This window comes from Pantoea sp. YU22 (assembly GCF_003970755.1).
GTDB classification, from domain to species: Bacteria; Pseudomonadota; Gammaproteobacteria; order Enterobacterales; family Enterobacteriaceae; genus Pantoea; species Pantoea piersonii.
The window spans coordinates 56816-73117 of the sequence record NZ_RYDU01000009.1 but is presented as its reverse complement, the minus strand read 5'-3'; the positions used below and the strand labels follow the sequence as shown (position 1 = coordinate 73117).

13 protein-coding genes are annotated in these 16302 nt (G+C 56.8%); 6 read left to right on the top strand and 7 right to left on the bottom strand.

What is annotated here, in order from left to right:
- Positions 1-119 precede the first annotated feature (119 nt).
- A complete protein-coding gene (gene rcsC, locus EKL29_RS14065; protein ID WP_126690002.1) occupies positions 120-2972 on the top strand; it encodes a two-component system sensor histidine kinase RcsC in 2853 nt (950 codons plus the stop codon).
- A gap of 64 nt (positions 2973-3036) precedes the next feature.
- Here rcsC and rcsB read toward each other — a convergent pair whose 3' ends face one another.
- The 3 genes from rcsB to EKL29_RS14050 are packed head-to-tail and all read right to left on the bottom strand — an operon-like array spanning position 3037 to position 7521.
- Positions 3037-3687, bottom strand: coding sequence for a response regulator transcription factor RcsB (gene rcsB / locus EKL29_RS14060; RefSeq protein ID WP_033750421.1), 651 nt, complete (start codon positions 3685-3687; stop codon positions 3037-3039).
- Position 3688: 1 nt separating this feature from the next.
- On the bottom strand, positions 3689-6343 hold the full coding sequence (gene rcsD, locus EKL29_RS14055; RefSeq protein ID WP_126690044.1) for a phosphotransferase RcsD: 2655 nt from the start codon (positions 6341-6343) through the stop codon (positions 3689-3691).
- Positions 6344-6366: 23 nt separating this feature from the next.
- Positions 6367-7521, bottom strand: a complete 1155-nt coding sequence (locus EKL29_RS14050; protein ID WP_126690001.1) for an MFS transporter — start codon at positions 7519-7521, stop codon at positions 6367-6369.
- 941 nt (positions 7522-8462) lie between these two features.
- Between EKL29_RS14050 and ompC the strand changes: the two genes are divergently transcribed.
- The gene (gene ompC / locus EKL29_RS14045) at positions 8463-9575 is read left to right on the top strand and encodes a porin OmpC (RefSeq protein WP_120453121.1); all 1113 of its coding nucleotides are present in this window, start codon (positions 8463-8465) and stop codon (positions 9573-9575) included.
- A 25-nt stretch (positions 9576-9600) separates the two neighbouring features.
- On the opposite strand, the gene EKL29_RS14040 is transcribed toward ompC, so the two are convergent.
- On the bottom strand, positions 9601-10164 hold the full coding sequence (locus EKL29_RS14040) for a TetR/AcrR family transcriptional regulator (protein WP_126690000.1): 564 nt from the start codon (positions 10162-10164) through the stop codon (positions 9601-9603).
- A gap of 103 nt (positions 10165-10267) precedes the next feature.
- Between EKL29_RS14040 and EKL29_RS14035 the strand changes: the two genes are divergently transcribed.
- Entirely contained in the window at positions 10268-10723 is a 456-nt protein-coding gene (locus tag EKL29_RS14035; protein WP_205685216.1) for a nuclear transport factor 2 family protein, read from the top strand.
- Here the strand turns inward: EKL29_RS14035 and EKL29_RS23325 are convergent, their stop codons facing one another.
- Positions 10724-10873 carry a hypothetical protein gene (locus EKL29_RS23325; RefSeq protein WP_269950037.1) on the bottom strand — a complete coding sequence of 50 codons (150 nt, stop codon included), beginning with the start codon at positions 10871-10873 and terminating at the stop codon, positions 10724-10726. It abuts the gene before it with no gap.
- 376 nt (positions 10874-11249) lie between these two features.
- Here EKL29_RS23325 and apbE point away from each other — a divergent pair, with 376 nt between their 5' ends.
- From apbE to EKL29_RS14020, 3 genes are all read left to right on the top strand, one after another.
- Positions 11250-12281: an FAD:protein FMN transferase ApbE gene (gene apbE / locus EKL29_RS14030; RefSeq protein WP_126689999.1), complete on the top strand. Its 1032-nt coding sequence runs from the start codon at positions 11250-11252 to the stop codon at positions 12279-12281.
- A gap of 17 nt (positions 12282-12298) precedes the next feature.
- A complete protein-coding gene (gene alkB, locus EKL29_RS14025) occupies positions 12299-12940 on the top strand; it encodes a DNA oxidative demethylase AlkB (RefSeq protein WP_120453127.1) in 642 nt (213 codons plus the stop codon).
- Between the two features lie 84 nt (positions 12941-13024).
- Positions 13025-14695, top strand: a complete 1671-nt coding sequence (locus tag EKL29_RS14020) for a multidrug ABC transporter permease/ATP-binding protein (RefSeq protein WP_120453129.1) — start codon at positions 13025-13027, stop codon at positions 14693-14695.
- 124 nt (positions 14696-14819) lie between these two features.
- Here the strand turns inward: EKL29_RS14020 and EKL29_RS14015 are convergent, their stop codons facing one another.
- Together EKL29_RS14015 and EKL29_RS14010 are read right to left on the bottom strand one after the other, a co-directional pair.
- Positions 14820-15557, bottom strand: coding sequence for a 4'-phosphopantetheinyl transferase superfamily protein (locus EKL29_RS14015; protein WP_311779028.1), 738 nt, complete (start codon positions 15555-15557; stop codon positions 14820-14822).
- A gap of 61 nt (positions 15558-15618) precedes the next feature.
- A complete protein-coding gene (locus tag EKL29_RS14010; RefSeq protein WP_120453133.1) occupies positions 15619-15822 on the bottom strand; it encodes a hypothetical protein in 204 nt (67 codons plus the stop codon).
- Between the last annotated feature and the right edge of the window lie 480 nt (positions 15823-16302).

Sequence of the window (16302 nt, the reverse complement as noted above, 5' to 3'; positions counted from 1 at the left end):
GTTTTTTACGGCGCGGCTTGTTACGCACCGATGCTGACTGGCTTTTCTTTCCTGATAAAGCTAGTGTAATGAGCATTCTGAAGCCAGCCCGTTATTAACCTTGCCGTAGTGAGTTTCCCTTGAAATATCTGGTCTCTTTCCGAACCACGCTGCGTATCTCACGCTACCTGTTCCGTGCGCTGGCGCTGCTGCTCTGGACGTTGGGCGCGGTGCTGACCACCTTCTTTATCATCAGCGTGCTGCATGATAAAGAGAGCAGCGTGCGGCAAGAGTTCGCCAGCAACTACGGTCAGGCGGAATGGTATGTACGCCACTCCGCCGACGTGATGCGCGAACTGAAGTACATTACTGAAAATCGCCTTACCAGCGCCAGCAGCGGTCTGGATATGCTTAACGGCGTGCTGCCGGGCAAATCGACGCTGCCGCAGTTTACGCCGCTCTTCTCCGACGGCGACTGCTCCTCCATGAGCAATACCTGGCGCAACTCGCTGGATACCCTCAGCTACTACATCAACTACTGGAAAAGCAACTTCGCCTCGACCTACGAGCTGAACCGCGTATTTTTTATCGGCGGCGAGAGCCAGTGTCTGGCGGACTTTAGCATCGGCAGCAGCAAGGTGGATCGCGAACGCAGCCTGAAGGCGCTGCGTGAGCGCGTGCTGCGCTATCGCAACGGCAACGACGAAGAGCGCCGCAACCCGATCTACTGGGTCAACACCAGTGCGCAGCCCGGCGTCGGCACCTTTTATATGATGGTGCCGGTCTATGTCGCCAATAAGCTGCAGGCGCTGCTGGGCGTCGAACAGAACATCCGCCTGGACGAGTTTATCCAGCCAGGCAGCCTGCCGGTGGTGGCCACCATTATCGACGAGAATTATCGCCCGCTGCTGACGTCGCGTCGCGGCGGCGCAGGTTTCTCGCTGGACGATCTGTCGGATGATAAAAGCTGGTTCGGCTATCTTGACGGCTACCGGCAGCTGGTGCTGAAAAAGCCGCTGCCGCCCTCTGATTTAAGCGTGGTGTGGTCGGTATCGACGCGCGTGCTGGTCGATCAGCTCAAGCTGATGATCATCAACGCGCTGCTGCTGAATCTGCTAAGCGCAATTGTGCTCTTCACCCTGGCCTGGCTTTTCGAGCGCCGGATGTTTCTGCCGGCCGAAGAGAATGCGCACCGGCTGGAGGAGCATGAGCAGTTCAACCGCAAAATCGTCGCGTCGGCGCCGGTGGGCATCTGTATTTTACGCACCCGCGACGGCACGAATATCCTCAGTAACGAACTGGCGCATAACTATCTGACGCTGCTGACACAGGAAGATCGCCAGCGGCTCAATGAAATTATCGGCAGCCAGCAGGTAAATTTCGTCGACGTGCTGACCGGCAGCAACACCAACCTGCAAATCAGCTTCGTGCATTCGCGCTACCGCAATGAGAATGTGGCGATCTGCGTGCTGGTGGATGTCTCCGCGCGCGTGCGCATGGAGCAGTCGCTGCAGGAGATGGCCCAGGCGGCGGAGCAGGCGAGCCAGTCGAAATCGATGTTCCTCGCCACCGTCAGCCATGAGCTGCGCACGCCGCTTTACGGCATTATCGGCAATCTCGATCTGCTGCAGACCAAACAGCTGCCGAAAGAGGTCGATTCGCTGGTGACCGCGATGAATAACTCGTCGAGCCTGCTGCTGAAGATCATCAGCGATATTCTCGACTTCTCAAAAATCGAGTCGGAACAGCTGAAAATCGAGCCGCGTCCTTTCTCGCCGCGCGAGGTTCTTAGCCATATCGCGGGCAACTACCTGTCGCTGGTAATGAAAAAGCGGCTGACGCTCTACTGCTTTATCGAGCATGACGTGCCGCTGGCGCTGGATGGCGATCCGCTGCGGCTGCAGCAGGTGATCTCCAACCTGCTCAGTAACGCCATTAAGTTCACGCACACCGGCTGCATTATCCTGCATGCCAGCGTGAAAGAGGGGTATCTGGCGTTCCGCATTCGCGATACCGGCGTCGGCATCCCCGCGAAAGAGATTACGCGACTGTTCGATCCTTTTTTCCAGGTGGGTAACGGCGTGCAGCGCAACTTCCAGGGCACCGGGCTGGGGCTCGCCATTTGTGAAAAGCTGACCAATATGATGGATGGCGATATCGAAGTGGACTCCGAGCCTGGCATGGGCAGTCAGTTTATCGTGCGTATTCCCGTCTATAACGGCCAGCATCCTGCGCCGCCGCTTCTCGACGGGCTGCACGATAAAACCCTGTGGATCGATATGCGCAACGACTATCTCGCCAGCTTTATCGAGCGCGATCTGCAACAGCAGGGCATTTATATCCAGCCCTATACCGGCAAAGCGGGCAGCGACGACGTATTGATCACCGACTACGAATTCGAAACCGACCAGCCGCTGCAGGCGGTTATTATCTTCAGCGGCGCGCATATCGACATGCCGCGTGAAATCGCGCCGGGACGCTGGCTGCACAGCACGGCGACGCCGCACGAGCTGCCGAGCCTGCTGGCGCGCATCTACCGCATCGCTATCCAGAGCGATACAGCGACCAACCTGGCGCTCTCTGCGCCGGCGGAGGAGGTGATCAGCAACGACGACATCATGGTTCTGATTGTCGACGATCACCCTATCAACCGCATGCTGCTGTCGGAACAGTTGGGCACCCTGGGTTATCAGGTGAAAACCGCGCAGGACGGCGTCGATGCGCTTAACGTCATCAGCCGCAGCGAGATCGATATTGTGCTGAGCGATGTGAATATGCCGAATATGGACGGTTACCGTCTGACGCAGCGTCTGCGCCAGCTCGGCCATGCTTTCCCGGTGATCGGTGTGACCGCCAACGCGCTGGCGGAAGAGAAGCAGCGCTGTATGGAAGCCGGTATGGATAACTGCCTGTCGAAACCCGTAACGCTGGACGTGCTGAAAACCACGCTGGCGGTTTATGCCGAGCGCGTAAGAAAAACGCGGGAAGGGTAGGTGGTGTCAGCGTGGTTTGGGAAAGGAAAAGCAGACGGCGCGTTAGCACCGTCTGAGCAGCGCGTTAATCCTTGTCGATTTGGGTGGCGCTGACGGAAGAGAGATAGTTCAGCAGGGCGATATCGTTATCTACGCCCAGCTTCATCATCGCCGATTTTTTCTGGCTACTGATGGTTTTAATACTGCGGTTCAGTTTCTTGGCGATTTCTGTCACCAGGAAGCCTTCGGCAAACAGACGCAGCACTTCGCTCTCTTTCGGCGACAGACGCTTGTCGCCATAGCCGCCGGCGCTGATTTTCTCCAGCAGCTTCGCCACGCTTTCCGGCGTGTACTTTTTACCTTTTTGCAGAGCGGCCAGCGCTTTCGGCAGATCGGTCGGCGCGCCCTGTTTCAGCACGATGCCTTCGATATCGAGATCCAGTACGGCGCTGAGGATTGCCGGGTTATTGTTCATGGTCAGAACAATAATTGACAGATCGGGATAGTGACGTTTGATGTATTTGATCAGCGTGATGCCATCGCCATACTTCTCGCCAGGCATGGAGAGATCGGTGATCAGGACGTTGGCGTCAAGCTTTGACAAGCTGTTAATCAGTGCTGTTGAGTCTTCGAACTCACCTACAACGTTGACCCATTCAATTTGCTCCAGAGACTTTCGGATACCGAAAAGAACAATTGGATGGTCATCGGCAATAATTACATTTAAGTTATTCATCTTATTGGTTACCTTGCTGCAGCAGTTCATTGACATAAGCGTCGATGGCACTGGTGGTATTTGTAATGTTTGAATCGTCACATGCTTTGATGTGCTGTTCTAACTCTTCACAAAGCTGTTTGCCCGGCGTCAGGTTGAGCATGGCAAACACGCCTTTAAGGCGATGCGCTGTCTGAGCAAGCATGGCGTAGTCCTTTTCCGCCGACTCAGTATACAGTCTCTTTACATCAGGCGGTACTGTCTCGGTAAACAGCTGGAAGTAGCCACCGCTGAGCAGCGGGGTCAGTTCCTCGTCTTCTGTACTCTCCTCCATGGAATCATGGGCCAGCTGTTGTTCAATCAGAGCCAGCAGCGCATCCTGGAGCGCATTGCTGAGATTGAAGTTGACCCGGTATTGCCGATCGTTTAGCGCGTGATGACCCAACTCATCCTCCGCCAGCAGCAGCGCCCAGCCGCTCAGCCTGGCAGGATCGTCGGTCACCAGCACGTCATGTTCCTGGCCTGACAGCCGCTCCTCGGGCGACAGGCAGCGCGCGCCCCAGTTTTCCAGATGGCGGCAGACGATTTTGTATACATCCTCTACCTCAATCTCGATGAGCGCGGTCACGCCGTCCAGCAGCTTCTCCTCTTCTTCTTCCGTCTGCGGCTCTACTGCCAGCGGAAGCTGAATAGAGTAGCGTGTGCCGATATCCGGCTTAGCGATAATGTCCAGGCTGCCGCCCATCTGCTTGCAGAGCTGCTTACAGAGGAAAAAGGCCATGCCGGACGCCTGGCCATAGCGATCCTGGCTGGTTTCGCCCAAGAACGGGAAGTCGGCGTTCGCCAGCTCGTCGACGGTCAGCCCCGCGCCGGTATCCACCAGCTCAATCATCAGGCGCTCCGGACGGGCCTCATCGGCGCTCACCGTCAGGGAAATCTTGCCCCAGCGCGTGGTGGTCAGCGCATAGTGCATCAGCGTGGCGAGCACTTTACGCAGCGCGCGACGGTCGCCGAAACGCTGTTCATCATTGGGCTGCAGGTTATTCACTACCAGCGACAACCCTTTACGCCGCATCAGCGGCAGGCTTTCCAGGGCGATCTCATCCAGCAGTTCCTGCAGACTGAAAACGCTGGCGTCGGGCGACCAGTCGTGCGCTTCCAGTCGGTTAAGCAGCACAATATCGTCTACCAGCCGCGCCAGGCTTTGGCTCTGGTCCAGCAGGTCGAGCACGGTTTCATCTTCGTCGCGCTGGCTAAGCTGCACCAGCTGCGCCACTACTTTCTCCAGCGGACGATTCAGCGCGTGACCGAGATTTTGCAGCAGCTGTTGCCGCATCTGATGGTTGCGATCCAGTACCTGCTGCGCCTTTTGCAGCTTTTTGTTTACCAGCAGCTCGCGATCCTGATCGCGCATCAAAAAGAGCTGAGTATGCGGCGACAGCACGCTGCGCGCATGGCGAATCTCATACACTTCGTTGTTAATGGTCGCCTGCAGAACGCCCTGATGCTGGTCAGACATATTAATGATTTTTTGCAGGTTCAGATGCGGCAAAAGATGTTCTGCGATCTTATTGCTGAGAATGGTGCGGTTGCTGGCGAAATCATACACCAGCAGGCCAACCGGCAGGCTGGCGACGATCTCTTCGTTCAGCACGCGCAGCGAATCCAGCTCTGCGCTCTGGTTTTCGCTCGGGCGCAGCGACTGCTGGCGCAGCAGCGTCATACCGGCGAAAGAGAGCAGGAACAGCACCAGGTTCACCAGCAGCGGCCACAGCAGATTATGCAGCGTATCCATCATCAGGCTGGTGAGCGGCACGCGGTAGACCAGCTGCAGCGGCGTGCTCGGCAGGGAAGCGGCTATTTCCAGGTCAGGATTGACGATAGCGATCTGCGTGTTTTCGCTCTCTTCCTGATCGTTTGCGGCAGGCAGGGTGGCGTCCTGGCGCAGCTGGAAATTTTCAATCGGCATGTTCTGCGGCGTGAGATCGTTGATCGGCAGATCGAAGGCGACCACCGTCGCCAGATGGCCCGGCTGGTTAAAAGTCGTGCGCAGCGTAAAGTAGTGATCGTTCTGAAAGGCGAAATGGCGCAGCGGCGAGAAACTCTCGCGCTCGTCCAGTGCATTGGCCTGCTGCAGCATCTCGGCGCGACGACCATCCACCAGCGAGCTGATGGCGCTCTCTTTATAGCGCGTCGCCATATCTTTCAGCGGCAGGGTGGAGATCATAATCAGGCTGTTGTCCTGACCATTGAGGAAATACATCGACCAGGTCGGATTCTCCGCGCCCCACAGCGTATCCAGGTAGCTCGACATGCGCATTGTCATATCGAGCGTGCTGCTGTCGTGCGAGCCGAAAATCAGCGCTTCCGTTTTGCGGCGAGTTTTTTCCAGATAGTAGACGTCCGGACGCAGCCGCGTCTCCTGCAGGCTACTGTTCGGCGAGCTTCCCGCCGCGCTGGTGGCAAGATTTTCATAGATTTGCCAGGTGGCGAAGCGATAGGCGTCGATACGTTTTTGCGTCGCTCGCGCCAGATCGGTCATAGCATAGCGTTTCTCGGTCAGCCAGGCGTTGACCGAGTTGTGTACCATAAAGCCCAGCGCCAGCAGCAGCACCAGATTAAAAATCACAAAAAAGCGAGTGACATTGCCGGATGTCAGTGGAAACTTAAAGGGCAACATAGCGTGTCAGGCACCTGAAATCATCGCGCAACCAGTCGGGCACTGGCGGCCACAGCCAGCAGCAGCAGCGCGATGAGCAGAAAGGCACCGCTGAGGCTCAGCCATTGAGAAATAAATCCGATTAAGGCCGGACCTGAGAGAATACCCGCATATCCCAGCGTTGTCATGGCGGAAATCCCCAGATTTGAGGGCATATCCTTTTGATTCCCGACGGCATTAAATAACATCGGCACCGTATTGGATAAACCAAAGCCCACCAGCAGAAACGCGAGCAGGGCCATCTGCGGCCAGGGCAGATATACCGCCAGCGCCAGACCGGCCGCCGCCGTCAGCGCGCCTGTCAGCATAACGAGAAAACGGCCAAAACGGTGGATGATTCTGTCGCCGGTCAGACGGCCAATGGTCATCGCCACCGAGAAGAGCGCATAGCCCAGGCCCGCGTGCGCGGTTGACATTTCCGGGCTTTGCAGCAGCAGCAGCGCGCCCCAGTCGAGTACGGCGCCTTCGGCAAGAAACAGAATAAAGCAGAGCAGGCCAAGAAAAGCGACGAAGCCGCGCGGGACCACCAGCCACGGCTGATCGGGCTGGTGCAGGCGCTCGCTCATCAGCGTCGGCAGGCTCGTTGCCAGCAGTAGCAGCATCAGAAGCATCACCAGCATGACCGATGCCAGCGGCGACAGGCCGACGCCGAGCAGCAGGCTGATCGCGCCTGCACCCAGAATGCCGCCGAGACTAAAGAAGCCGTGGAAACCAGACATCATCGGCCTGCGCGCCGCTTTCTCTACCTCGACCGCCTGCACGTTCATGGCGACGTCCAGCATGCCCAGCCCGGCGCCGAAGATCATCAGCGTCACGGCCATCATCCACATGACGTTCAGCGTCGCCAGCAGTGGAAGCGTTGCCAGGATCACCAGCGTAGAACAGAGCATGACCCGACGGCAGCCGAAACGGCCGACCAGCGAGCCGGTTACCGGCATTGCCGCCAGCGAACCGATGCCCAGACAAAGTAGAAGCGCGCCCAGCGAAGCGCCGCTCAGCGCCAGACGCTGGCTGGCGAACGGCACCAGAGGCGCCCAGGAGGACATGCCGAGACCGGCGATAAGAAAAACGAGGCGTGTCCCCAGACTGACACGGTTGTGAAGTTTCCTGGGTGATGCGGCGTCCAGTGCGGTCATAGTCATTTTCGTGAGTGTTAAAGCGACGAAGTGTAGCATTAAAGCCATTGCCGCACGCGTTGCCGGTAAAGGCAGAGTAACGATAATTCCATGTAAAAACCGGCATTTTAATGACTTTTACCCCGCCTCCACGCTTTTCCAGAACTTTCCTGGCTCGCTTGTGGAAAAGCAGCGACGCTAAAGCCAGTTTTCTCCATTGAAAATAGCCCTCTTAACGCTTTTAAAAAGCCGTCTGGGTCAGCCTGGCGCAACAGGTGCGTCGGCCGTTCGGGTTATAAACAACGCACTGAAAGGCTACACCTTTTCCGGTGAAATATATCACGACGAACGCAGCGCTGAAGAGAAATAAGCCCAGGGGCAACAGGAAACTCAACGCTTTATTACCGTGATAAATCATTGGCGAGAATATTAAAGAACACAATTAACTGGATGTGCGATTATTAGCAATAAATGCTCAAGGGAAGTGGAGCAATTTTAAACGAAGTTACTGACTTAACTTACGAGGCGGGATAACAGGAAATGCAGGGCAAAAAAATGCCGGGCATACAGGCCCGGCGGGAAATAGGGTAAACATCTCATTCGGGGTGAATGAAGGTAATAATGAAATAAATGATGATAGCGGGATCTATTGTATTCACAGATGACGCATATGTTTTATCATTCAGTGCTCAGAAATTAGTGATTCTAATAACATGAAATTTAAGGATAAAAAATCCATTTGATATTTTGTGCGATAATTTTTATCGATGCGTGCTGGTTATTAGTTCCGCAAAATTTACATTTGGAAATAACTATTTCGAATTATGAAACAGTTTTGGAAATTTCGTAGCATTTTCGTGATAGCTTATTGCCCTTTATAAAATAACAATGGCGTGCCGGCTGAATTTTTAAGCATTCAGCTCGCAGTGGCAAAAATAAGGCACATAACAGAGGGTAATAAAATGAAACGTCGCGTTCTCTCCCTGATGATCCCTGCGCTGCTGGTTGCAGCAGGTTCTGCAAGCGCAGCGGAAATTTACAACAAAGACGGCAACAAATTAGACCTGTTTGGTAAAGTCGACGGTCTGCACTATTTCTCAGATAACGACGGTAATGACGGCGATCAGTCTTACCTGCGCTTCGGTTTTAAAGGCGAAACCCAGATCTCCAACGAGCTGACCGGCTACGGCCAGTGGGAGTATCAGGCGGCGCTGAACACGGCGGAAAGTGAAGGCACCGCTGACAGCTATACCCGCGTTGGCTTCGCCGGTATCAAGTTCGGCGATGCGGGCTCATTCGACTACGGCCGTAACTACGGCGTAGCTTACGATATCGGTGCCTGGACCGACGTCCTGCCGGAGTTCGGCGGCGACACCTACGGCGCGGACAACTTTATGTTCCAGCGCAGCAACGGTCTGGCAACCTACCGTAACTCTAACTTCTTTGGTCTGGTGGACGGCTGGAACTTCGCCGTTCAGTATCAGGGCAAAAACGACAACCCGAGCCGCGAAACCTCTGGTCGTAGCGTGCTGGGCGAGAACGGCGACGGCTGGGGCCTGAGCACCACCTACGATCTGGGCTCCGGCTTCGGTATCGGCGCGGCGATGTTTGAGTCTGACCGCACCAACAACCAGAACGGCGCAGCGCCAGGCATCCTGGGCCGCGGCGACAAGGCGGAAGTCTACACTGGCGGCCTGAAGTATGACGCCAACAATATCTACCTGGCGGCGATGTACAGCCGTTCCTACAATGCGACGCGCTTCGGATCCACGAGCGACACGGCGTACGGTTTCGCCGACAAAGCGGATAACTGGGAGCTGGTGGCACAGTATCAGTTCGATTTCGGCCTGCGCCCGTCTCTGGCGTTCGTTACCTCACGCGGCACCGACGTGCAGAACTGGGGCAAACAGAACCTGAAAAAATATGTTGATGTAGGTGCGACCTATTACTTCAACAAAAACATGTCAACCTACGTTGATTACCAGATCAACCTGCTGGACGACAACGCCTTCACCGACGCTGCCGGTATCAATACCGACGATATCGTCGCGCTGGGTCTGGTTTATCAGTTCTAAACCCGCCAGGAGCGTAGCCTGCGGGCTACGCTCCCGTTTGCAGAATCGCCGCCAGCGCGGCCGCTAAATCCGCCGTCACCGCCTCCGCCTCTCCTCCCAGCTGTACCTGCACAATCGCGCCTTCCGCCAGCAACATGATCTGTCCGGTTTTGCATCGCTCTTCTGGCGCCAGCCGCCGTGCAATGGCGTCCGCCATTTCTCGCTTATGCCGTCGAATCCGCTCGCTAATATCGGGCAGGCTATCACCCAGCTCTGCGCTGGCGTTAATAAAGGCGCAGCCGCGATAGTCCTCTTCATCAAACCAGCTTTTCAGCGCGGCGGGCAGGGCATGCTGCAACAGCGGCATCTGCGCCAGCGCCTGCTGAAATCCCTGCATCCAGCGCTGATGACGCAGATCCAGCACCGTAGCGATAAGCTGGTTTTTCGCCGGGAAATGGCGATAGAAAGTCACTTTGGTTACGCCAGCCTCCGCAATCACTTTGTCGATGCCGGTGGCGCGAATACCTTGCTGATAAAAGAGCCGCTGCGCCGTGGTCAGAATACGGTCTCGGGCAGAGGCGTCAGGATCGAAAAGGAGCGGAGCGAGCATAATCAGACCTGCGTTTTTTGGTAGACAGAATTGTCTACATGCAGCAGAGTAAAGCAAGTAGACAAACCTGTCTACCGACTGACTTTAACCACAGGAGATGACAATGCTGCTTCCTCCGTTTAGCGAACAGAGTGCAATACAAAAAGTACGTATGGCGGAAGATGCCTGGAACAGCCGCGATCCACAGCGGGTATCACAGGTTTACAGCCTGGAGACGCGCTGGCGCAATCGCAGCGAAAATGTGCAGGGGCGCGACGCGGTGGTGGCGTTTCTCAGCCGCAAGTGGGCCAAAGAGCTCGATTACCGTCTGATCAAAGAGCTGTGGGCGTGGCATGAGGATCGGCTGGCGGTACGCTTTGCCTATGAATGGCATGACGACAGCGGCAACTGGTTTCGCAGCTACGGCAATGAAAACTGGCGCTTCGGCGCGGATGGCCTGATGATCGAGCGTTTCGCCTGCATTAACGATCTGCCGATTACGGCCAGCGAACGCCGTTTCCACTGGCCGCTCGGCAGGCGCCCGGACAACCATCCGGGGCTTAGCGAGCTGGGCATGTAATTACGACTGCGGTGTGCGCCTGCGCCTTGCCGCCTGTTTTTTCTCAGGCTGCGGCGGCACGCTGCCTTCAAATCCTGTTCCTGCCAGAGTAAACGCGGAAAAACTCAGCCACTGTTGCCACTGGCTGAACGTTGACGATGATTTACGCATGCTGCACCTCCCGGAAATAAACCCGGTCTAAACAGTGCAGCATTCATGCCAGCTCGATCGCTCTCACAGCCACGGATTACCCGCATACTTTGCTACACTGCCGCAGCATTTTGGTGCAGCTCTGCTCAACGCTGGCGCGCCGCGCCCCATGCGAGCCGTTTTTGACGCCGCTGTTGAAGCAGCTTGATGATGCTGAAAATAAATACGCCGCCAGCGATGGCGAGAATCAGATAGATCATAGGAGCCTCCTGTTATCAGCCGGGACAGCACCACAGGGTGTGCCAGGCTGCGCGGGTTTACAAGCCGCTTTTGGTTACTTTACTGACTAGTTATGCTTTGTTTCGGGCTGGAATATAGCGTTACAGATGAGAGAAGAATGCGATACTGGAATATTCTGCTAATGACAGCGGTGATCTGCGCCCTGAGCGCCTGTGATAAGGCGACGCCGCAGCAGGCGATGGTGCTGGAAGGCAAAACCATGGGGACGGTGTGGCGTGTATCGCTGGCGGGCGTTGACGCCGCTCGCAAAGCGGGATTGCAGCAGGCGATCCAGCAGCAGCTTGACGCGGACGACCAGGCGCTTTCAACCTGGAAACCTGATTCAGTGCTGTCGCGCTTTAACCGCTATCAGGGGAGCGCGCCACAGCCGGTCAGCGCCGACATGGCGGATATCGTGACTGAGGCGCTGCGTATCGGCGCGAAAACCGGCGGCGCGATGGATATTACCGTGGGGCCGCTGGTCAATCTCTGGGGCTTCGGTCCGGCAAAACAGCCTGCGCACACCCCAACGGAGGCTGAAATCGCCGCAGCGAAAGCGCTAACTGGCTTGCAGCATCTGCGCGTGATCGAGTCGGTAGAAGGGCAGTGGCTGCAGAAAGATCTGCCCGGACTCTATGTCGATCTCTCTACGATGGGCGAAGGCTACGCGACCGATCACCTGGCGCGGCTGATGGAGCGCGAAGGGATCAATAATTATCTGGTTTCGGTAGGCGGGGCGGTATTGAGCCGCGGCCAGAATGCTCAGGGACAGAGCTGGCGCGTGGCAATTCAGAAGCCCACCGACAGCGAGAACGCCGTACAGGCGCGCGTCGATTTGCAGGGACACGGCATCAGCACATCCGGCAGCTATCGCAACTATTATGAACTGGATGGCAAACGCATTTCGCACGTCATCGATCCGGCGACTGGCCGTCCCATCGAGCATAAGCTGGTCTCTGCCACGGTTATCGCGACGACGGCGCTGGAGGCGGACGGCTGGGATACCGGACTGATGGTGCTGGGCAGCGAGAAGGCGAAAGCGCTGGCGCTGCAGCAGCATCTGGCGGTCTACCTGATCAGTAAAGAGGGCGATAAATTCGTCAGCTGGATGTCGCCGCAGTTTGCTGCCTTTGTGATCGACAGCGAATAAAAGCGCAAGGGGGAATAATGCTTGACCTGTTTAGCGAAGAAGCGCCGTGGCAGGAGCCGCTGGCTGACGGCGCGGTGATCCTGCGACGTCGCGCGCGTGAAGAAGCGCCAGCCCTAATGGCGGCGATCCTGGCGGTAGCGCAGCAGAACCCGTTTTATCATCGCATCACGCCAGGCGGCCACCGCATGTCGGTGGCGATGACTAACTGCGGCGATTTCGGCTGGTCGAGCGACTCGCGCGGCTATCAGTACACCGAACAGGACCGCGAGAGTGGCCGCAAGTGGCCGCCAATGCCGCCGCTGTTTCGTCAGCTGGCGCTCGACTGCGCGCGCGAGGCGGGATTTCCGCACTTTAATCCCGACGCCTGCCTGATAAACCGCTACGAGCCTGGCGCAAAGCTGTCGCTGCATCAGGACAAAGATGAGAAGGATCTGCATCAGCCGATCGTATCGGTTTCGCTGGGACTACCGGCGGTGTTTCAGTTCGGCGGTTTCGCGCGCGGCGACGCCACCCAGCGCGTGCTGCTGGAGCATGGCGACGTGGTGGTATGGGGTGGGCCGTCGCGCCTGCGTTATCACGGTATTTTACCGCTCAAGCCTGGCGACCATCCGCTTGCTGGCGCGTTCCGCTACAACCTGACCTTCCGCCGCGCCTTCTGAGCGCGGCGTTGTTGCGAATAACTATTGCTATCATTCCGCATCGCTTTAAACTGCTGGCTGCTTTCCTGACTGCTGGACTTATTTATGGCGTTGCTCAAGGTTGTTTTTCGCCAGTTTCGCTGGCCTTTTATCGGTGTCATCCTGCTGACGCTGCTCAGCGCCGTGCTCGGCATCGCCATGATCGCCTATATCAACAGCGAAATGATCTCGGCCATCAATACCTCTTTCTCCGTGCTGCCTGGCTTTTTGCTGCAGCTGGTGTTGCTGATGGCGGTGACGCTCGCCGCGCAGCTGGCGCTGACGCTGCTGGGGCACCAGTTTGTCTGGCGGCTGCGCGGCGAATTTATTAAGCGCATTCTTGATACCCGCGTCGAACGGCTGGAGCAGATCGGCAACGCGCAGCTGCTGGCCGGGCTGACCAGCGATATTCGCGCGATTACGATCGCCTTTGTCCGTCTGCCGGAGCTGATTCAGGGCATCATCATTACGCTGGGCTCCGCTCTCTATCTCGCCTGGCTGTCGCCGAAAATGCTGATGGTCTCCAGCCTGTGGATGGCGATCACACTGGTGGGCGGCTGGCTGCTGGTGTCGCGCGTTTATCGCCATATGGCGAAACTGCGCGAGGTTGAAGATGATCTCTACCGTGATTTCCAGACGGTGACGGAAGGGCGCAAAGAGCTGCATCTTAACCGCGAGCGCGCCCAGCTGATCTACGAGACCGTTTATCAGGAGGACGCGAAAGCTTATCGTCACCATATTGTGCGCGCCGACACCTACCATCTCAGCGCGGTGAACTGGTCAAACATCATGACGCTCGGCGCCATCGGCATGGTGTTTTTTATGGCGAACAGTCTTGGCTGGGCGAACACCGCGGTGGCGGCAACCTTCTCACTGACGCTGCTGTTCCTGCGCACGCCATTGCTGTCGGCGGTTGGCGCGCTGCCGACGCTGCTCAGCGCGCAGGTGGCGTTTCGCAAGCTTAATGCCTTTGACCTTGCACCTTACCAGGAGGGCTTCCATACGCTGCCGCCGCTGGCGGAGTGGCGCACGCTGGAACTGCGCGACGTCAGGTTCCACTACGGGAAAAACGGCTTTGAAGTCGGGCCAATCAACCTGACGCTGCGGCGCGGCGAGCTGGTGTTTCTGATTGGCGGCAACGGCAGCGGCAAGTCGACGCTGGCGATGCTGCTGACGGGCCTCTACCAGCCGCACGCCGGCACGCTGCTGCTGGATGGCAAGCCGATCGGCGCGGAAGCGCTTGACCACTGGCGCAAGCATTTCTCCGCCGTGTTTACCGATGTGCACCTGTTCGACAGGCTGATTGGCCGGGAGGGCGTGCCCGCTAACCCTAAACTGGTACAGGCCTGGCTTGAGCGTCTGAAAATGCAGGACAAGCTGAAAATCGAAGGCAACAAAATACTCAACCTGCAGCTGTCGAAAGGGCAGAGTAAGCGAGTGGCGCTGCTGCTGGCGGCGGCTGAGGAGCGCGACGTGCTGCTGCTGGACGAATGGGCGGCGGATCAGGACCCCCATTTCCGCCGTGTCTTCTATCGCGAGCTGCTGCCCTGGCTGCAGGCGTCAGGCAAAACCGTGTTCGCTATCAGCCACGACGACCACTATTTTATCCATGCCGACCGGCTGCTTGAAATGCGCGAAGGCAAACTCAGCGAGCTGACCGGACGCGAGCGTGAAATGGCGACGCTGGATGCGGTACAGCGCACCGATCTGTCTTATCCGCAAAATGAGAAAGCTTAGCGTAAAGGGTTAGTGGCGGGGTTGCTGGCGCTGGCGTTAAGCTGTGCCTCAGCAAAAACAGCCGTTTTTGCCTCCCTGGAATATTTTCTGTCGTCTTGTGTTTATACCGGCTTAGCCTCTCTTGCTAAGCCGGTTTTTTATTGCCCGTAAGCGGATGGACCAACAGCGTCAGCACCCGATCCGCCTCCAGCTGAAATTCCGCTTCCAGCCGCGTACCCGCGGCGAAAGCCCGGCTAAAAGAGTCATTCAGACTGATTACCGCCTTGCCCGTTGTTAAATCGACCTCCTGCAGGCTCGCCTGATGAAAATCCATCGGCTGGTGCAGCTGCGGCCACAGCGCTTTGTACAGGCTCTCTTTCAGCGAAAAGAGCAGCGTCGCGGCCTGTGGAAAGGGCAGCGGCAGCACACGCAGTCGTGCGTTCTCTTCATCGCTCATCAGTACAGCAGCGGTTTCTTCGGCGGTGCGCTGGCTCATTGTCATTTCGATATCGACGCCAACACAGCACGGCTGCTGCGTAACGGCCAGCGCCACCGCGCCGTCGGTGTGCGACAGCGATGCCTGAATACCCGGCGGCCAGACAGGGGAGCGATCGCTGTGGTTCCGCAGCAGAAAATCAGAGATGCCAAAGCCGCGCATCACTTCGCGCGTCAGCCAGCGGCTGGCAAGGTACTCGGCACGACGTTTTTTCACCGCCCGGCGCAAAGCGGAAGGGAGAGGCAGGTTCCAGCGCACGCTGAGGTCGTCGTCATAGAGGTTTAGATCGAAGCGCGCCTGCGCCAGCACGTGATCGCCACGGTGCATATGGGAGGTATAAATAAAGCCGCCTTCGGGGGGCGGCAGGGAAATCATTTGAAGATTCATGAGGTTCCACGGCAGCGCGCAAAAGGGCATTAAAGCAGCCCACCATGGACGCGGCAACCGCTTAGTCGTTAGGCGGAATGGCAAAGCCCTTCACGGAAACCACGAAATGGTTGTGACCCTTGGTGATGCGCGCGCCGCGATCGCACCAGCGAGAGGCCAGCCGAAAAAAATCGTCGCTGCCGATATTGTAAGCCAGTTCCACTTTACTGACGCCTGAATGAAGCAGTTCTTCTGCATCCTGCAGGCTCTTCGCTTTGATAACCATTGTGATATCCATCCGAAATTCAGAGATCTTTAGATTAATCACTTTTTATGACAGTTTTGTTTCATTAGGGTTAAAAAGCGCGACGGCTTGCAATTTTTGTGAGACCGGTCAGGGATGATTGCACAGAGTAAGCAGCTGAAGGGCCTACAAATCTTTTACTCTCCTGGCAGTTACTCTGTTCATTTTCATAGAGCGCAGCCATTAAAAAGGCCGCACATGGCGGCCTTAGTGGGTTACTGCTTTTTATCCGGTTCAGGACGTTTATCGCCTGACTCCGGCGCGTTGTTTGGATCGTCTTTTTCAATGTAATGCATAAACTCTCCTCTTGTTACCCACACACAAAAGAGAGTATAGACCATGTTTCTGACCCGATGGTGGAAGGGAGCGGTTCAGGCCCGGCACGGCAGTAACAAAAGGGGGGCAGCAAAGAGTACAAGGCGGGTTGCAGATCATGTCTTTCTTTTGACGTAAAAGTGACAT

Bases quoted from the DNA above. Each gene is read 5' to 3' on its own strand.
- rcsB (WP_033750421.1), bottom strand. From the start codon at position 3,687: ATGAATAACTTAAATGTAATTATTGCCGATGACCATCCAATTGTTCTT.
- EKL29_RS14050 (WP_126690001.1), bottom strand. From the start codon at position 7,521: ATGACCGCACTGGACGCCGCATCACCCAGGAAACTTCACAACCGTGTC.
- ompC (WP_120453121.1), top strand. From the start codon at position 8,463: ATGAAACGTCGCGTTCTCTCCCTGATGATCCCTGCGCTGCTGGTTGCA.
- EKL29_RS14040 (WP_126690000.1), bottom strand. From the start codon at position 10,164: ATGCTCGCTCCGCTCCTTTTCGATCCTGACGCCTCTGCCCGAGACCGT.
- EKL29_RS14035 (WP_205685216.1), top strand. From the start codon at position 10,268: ATGCTGCTTCCTCCGTTTAGCGAACAGAGTGCAATACAAAAAGTACGT.
- EKL29_RS23325 (WP_269950037.1), bottom strand. From the start codon at position 10,873: ATGCGTAAATCATCGTCAACGTTCAGCCAGTGGCAACAGTGGCTGAGT.
- apbE (WP_126689999.1), top strand. From the start codon at position 11,250: ATGCGATACTGGAATATTCTGCTAATGACAGCGGTGATCTGCGCCCTG.
- alkB (WP_120453127.1), top strand. From the start codon at position 12,299: ATGCTTGACCTGTTTAGCGAAGAAGCGCCGTGGCAGGAGCCGCTGGCT.
- EKL29_RS14020 (WP_120453129.1), top strand. From the start codon at position 13,025: ATGGCGTTGCTCAAGGTTGTTTTTCGCCAGTTTCGCTGGCCTTTTATC.
- EKL29_RS14015 (WP_311779028.1), bottom strand. From the start codon at position 15,557: ATGAATCTTCAAATGATTTCCCTGCCGCCCCCCGAAGGCGGCTTTATT.
- EKL29_RS14010 (WP_120453133.1), bottom strand. From the start codon at position 15,822: ATGGTTATCAAAGCGAAGAGCCTGCAGGATGCAGAAGAACTGCTTCAT.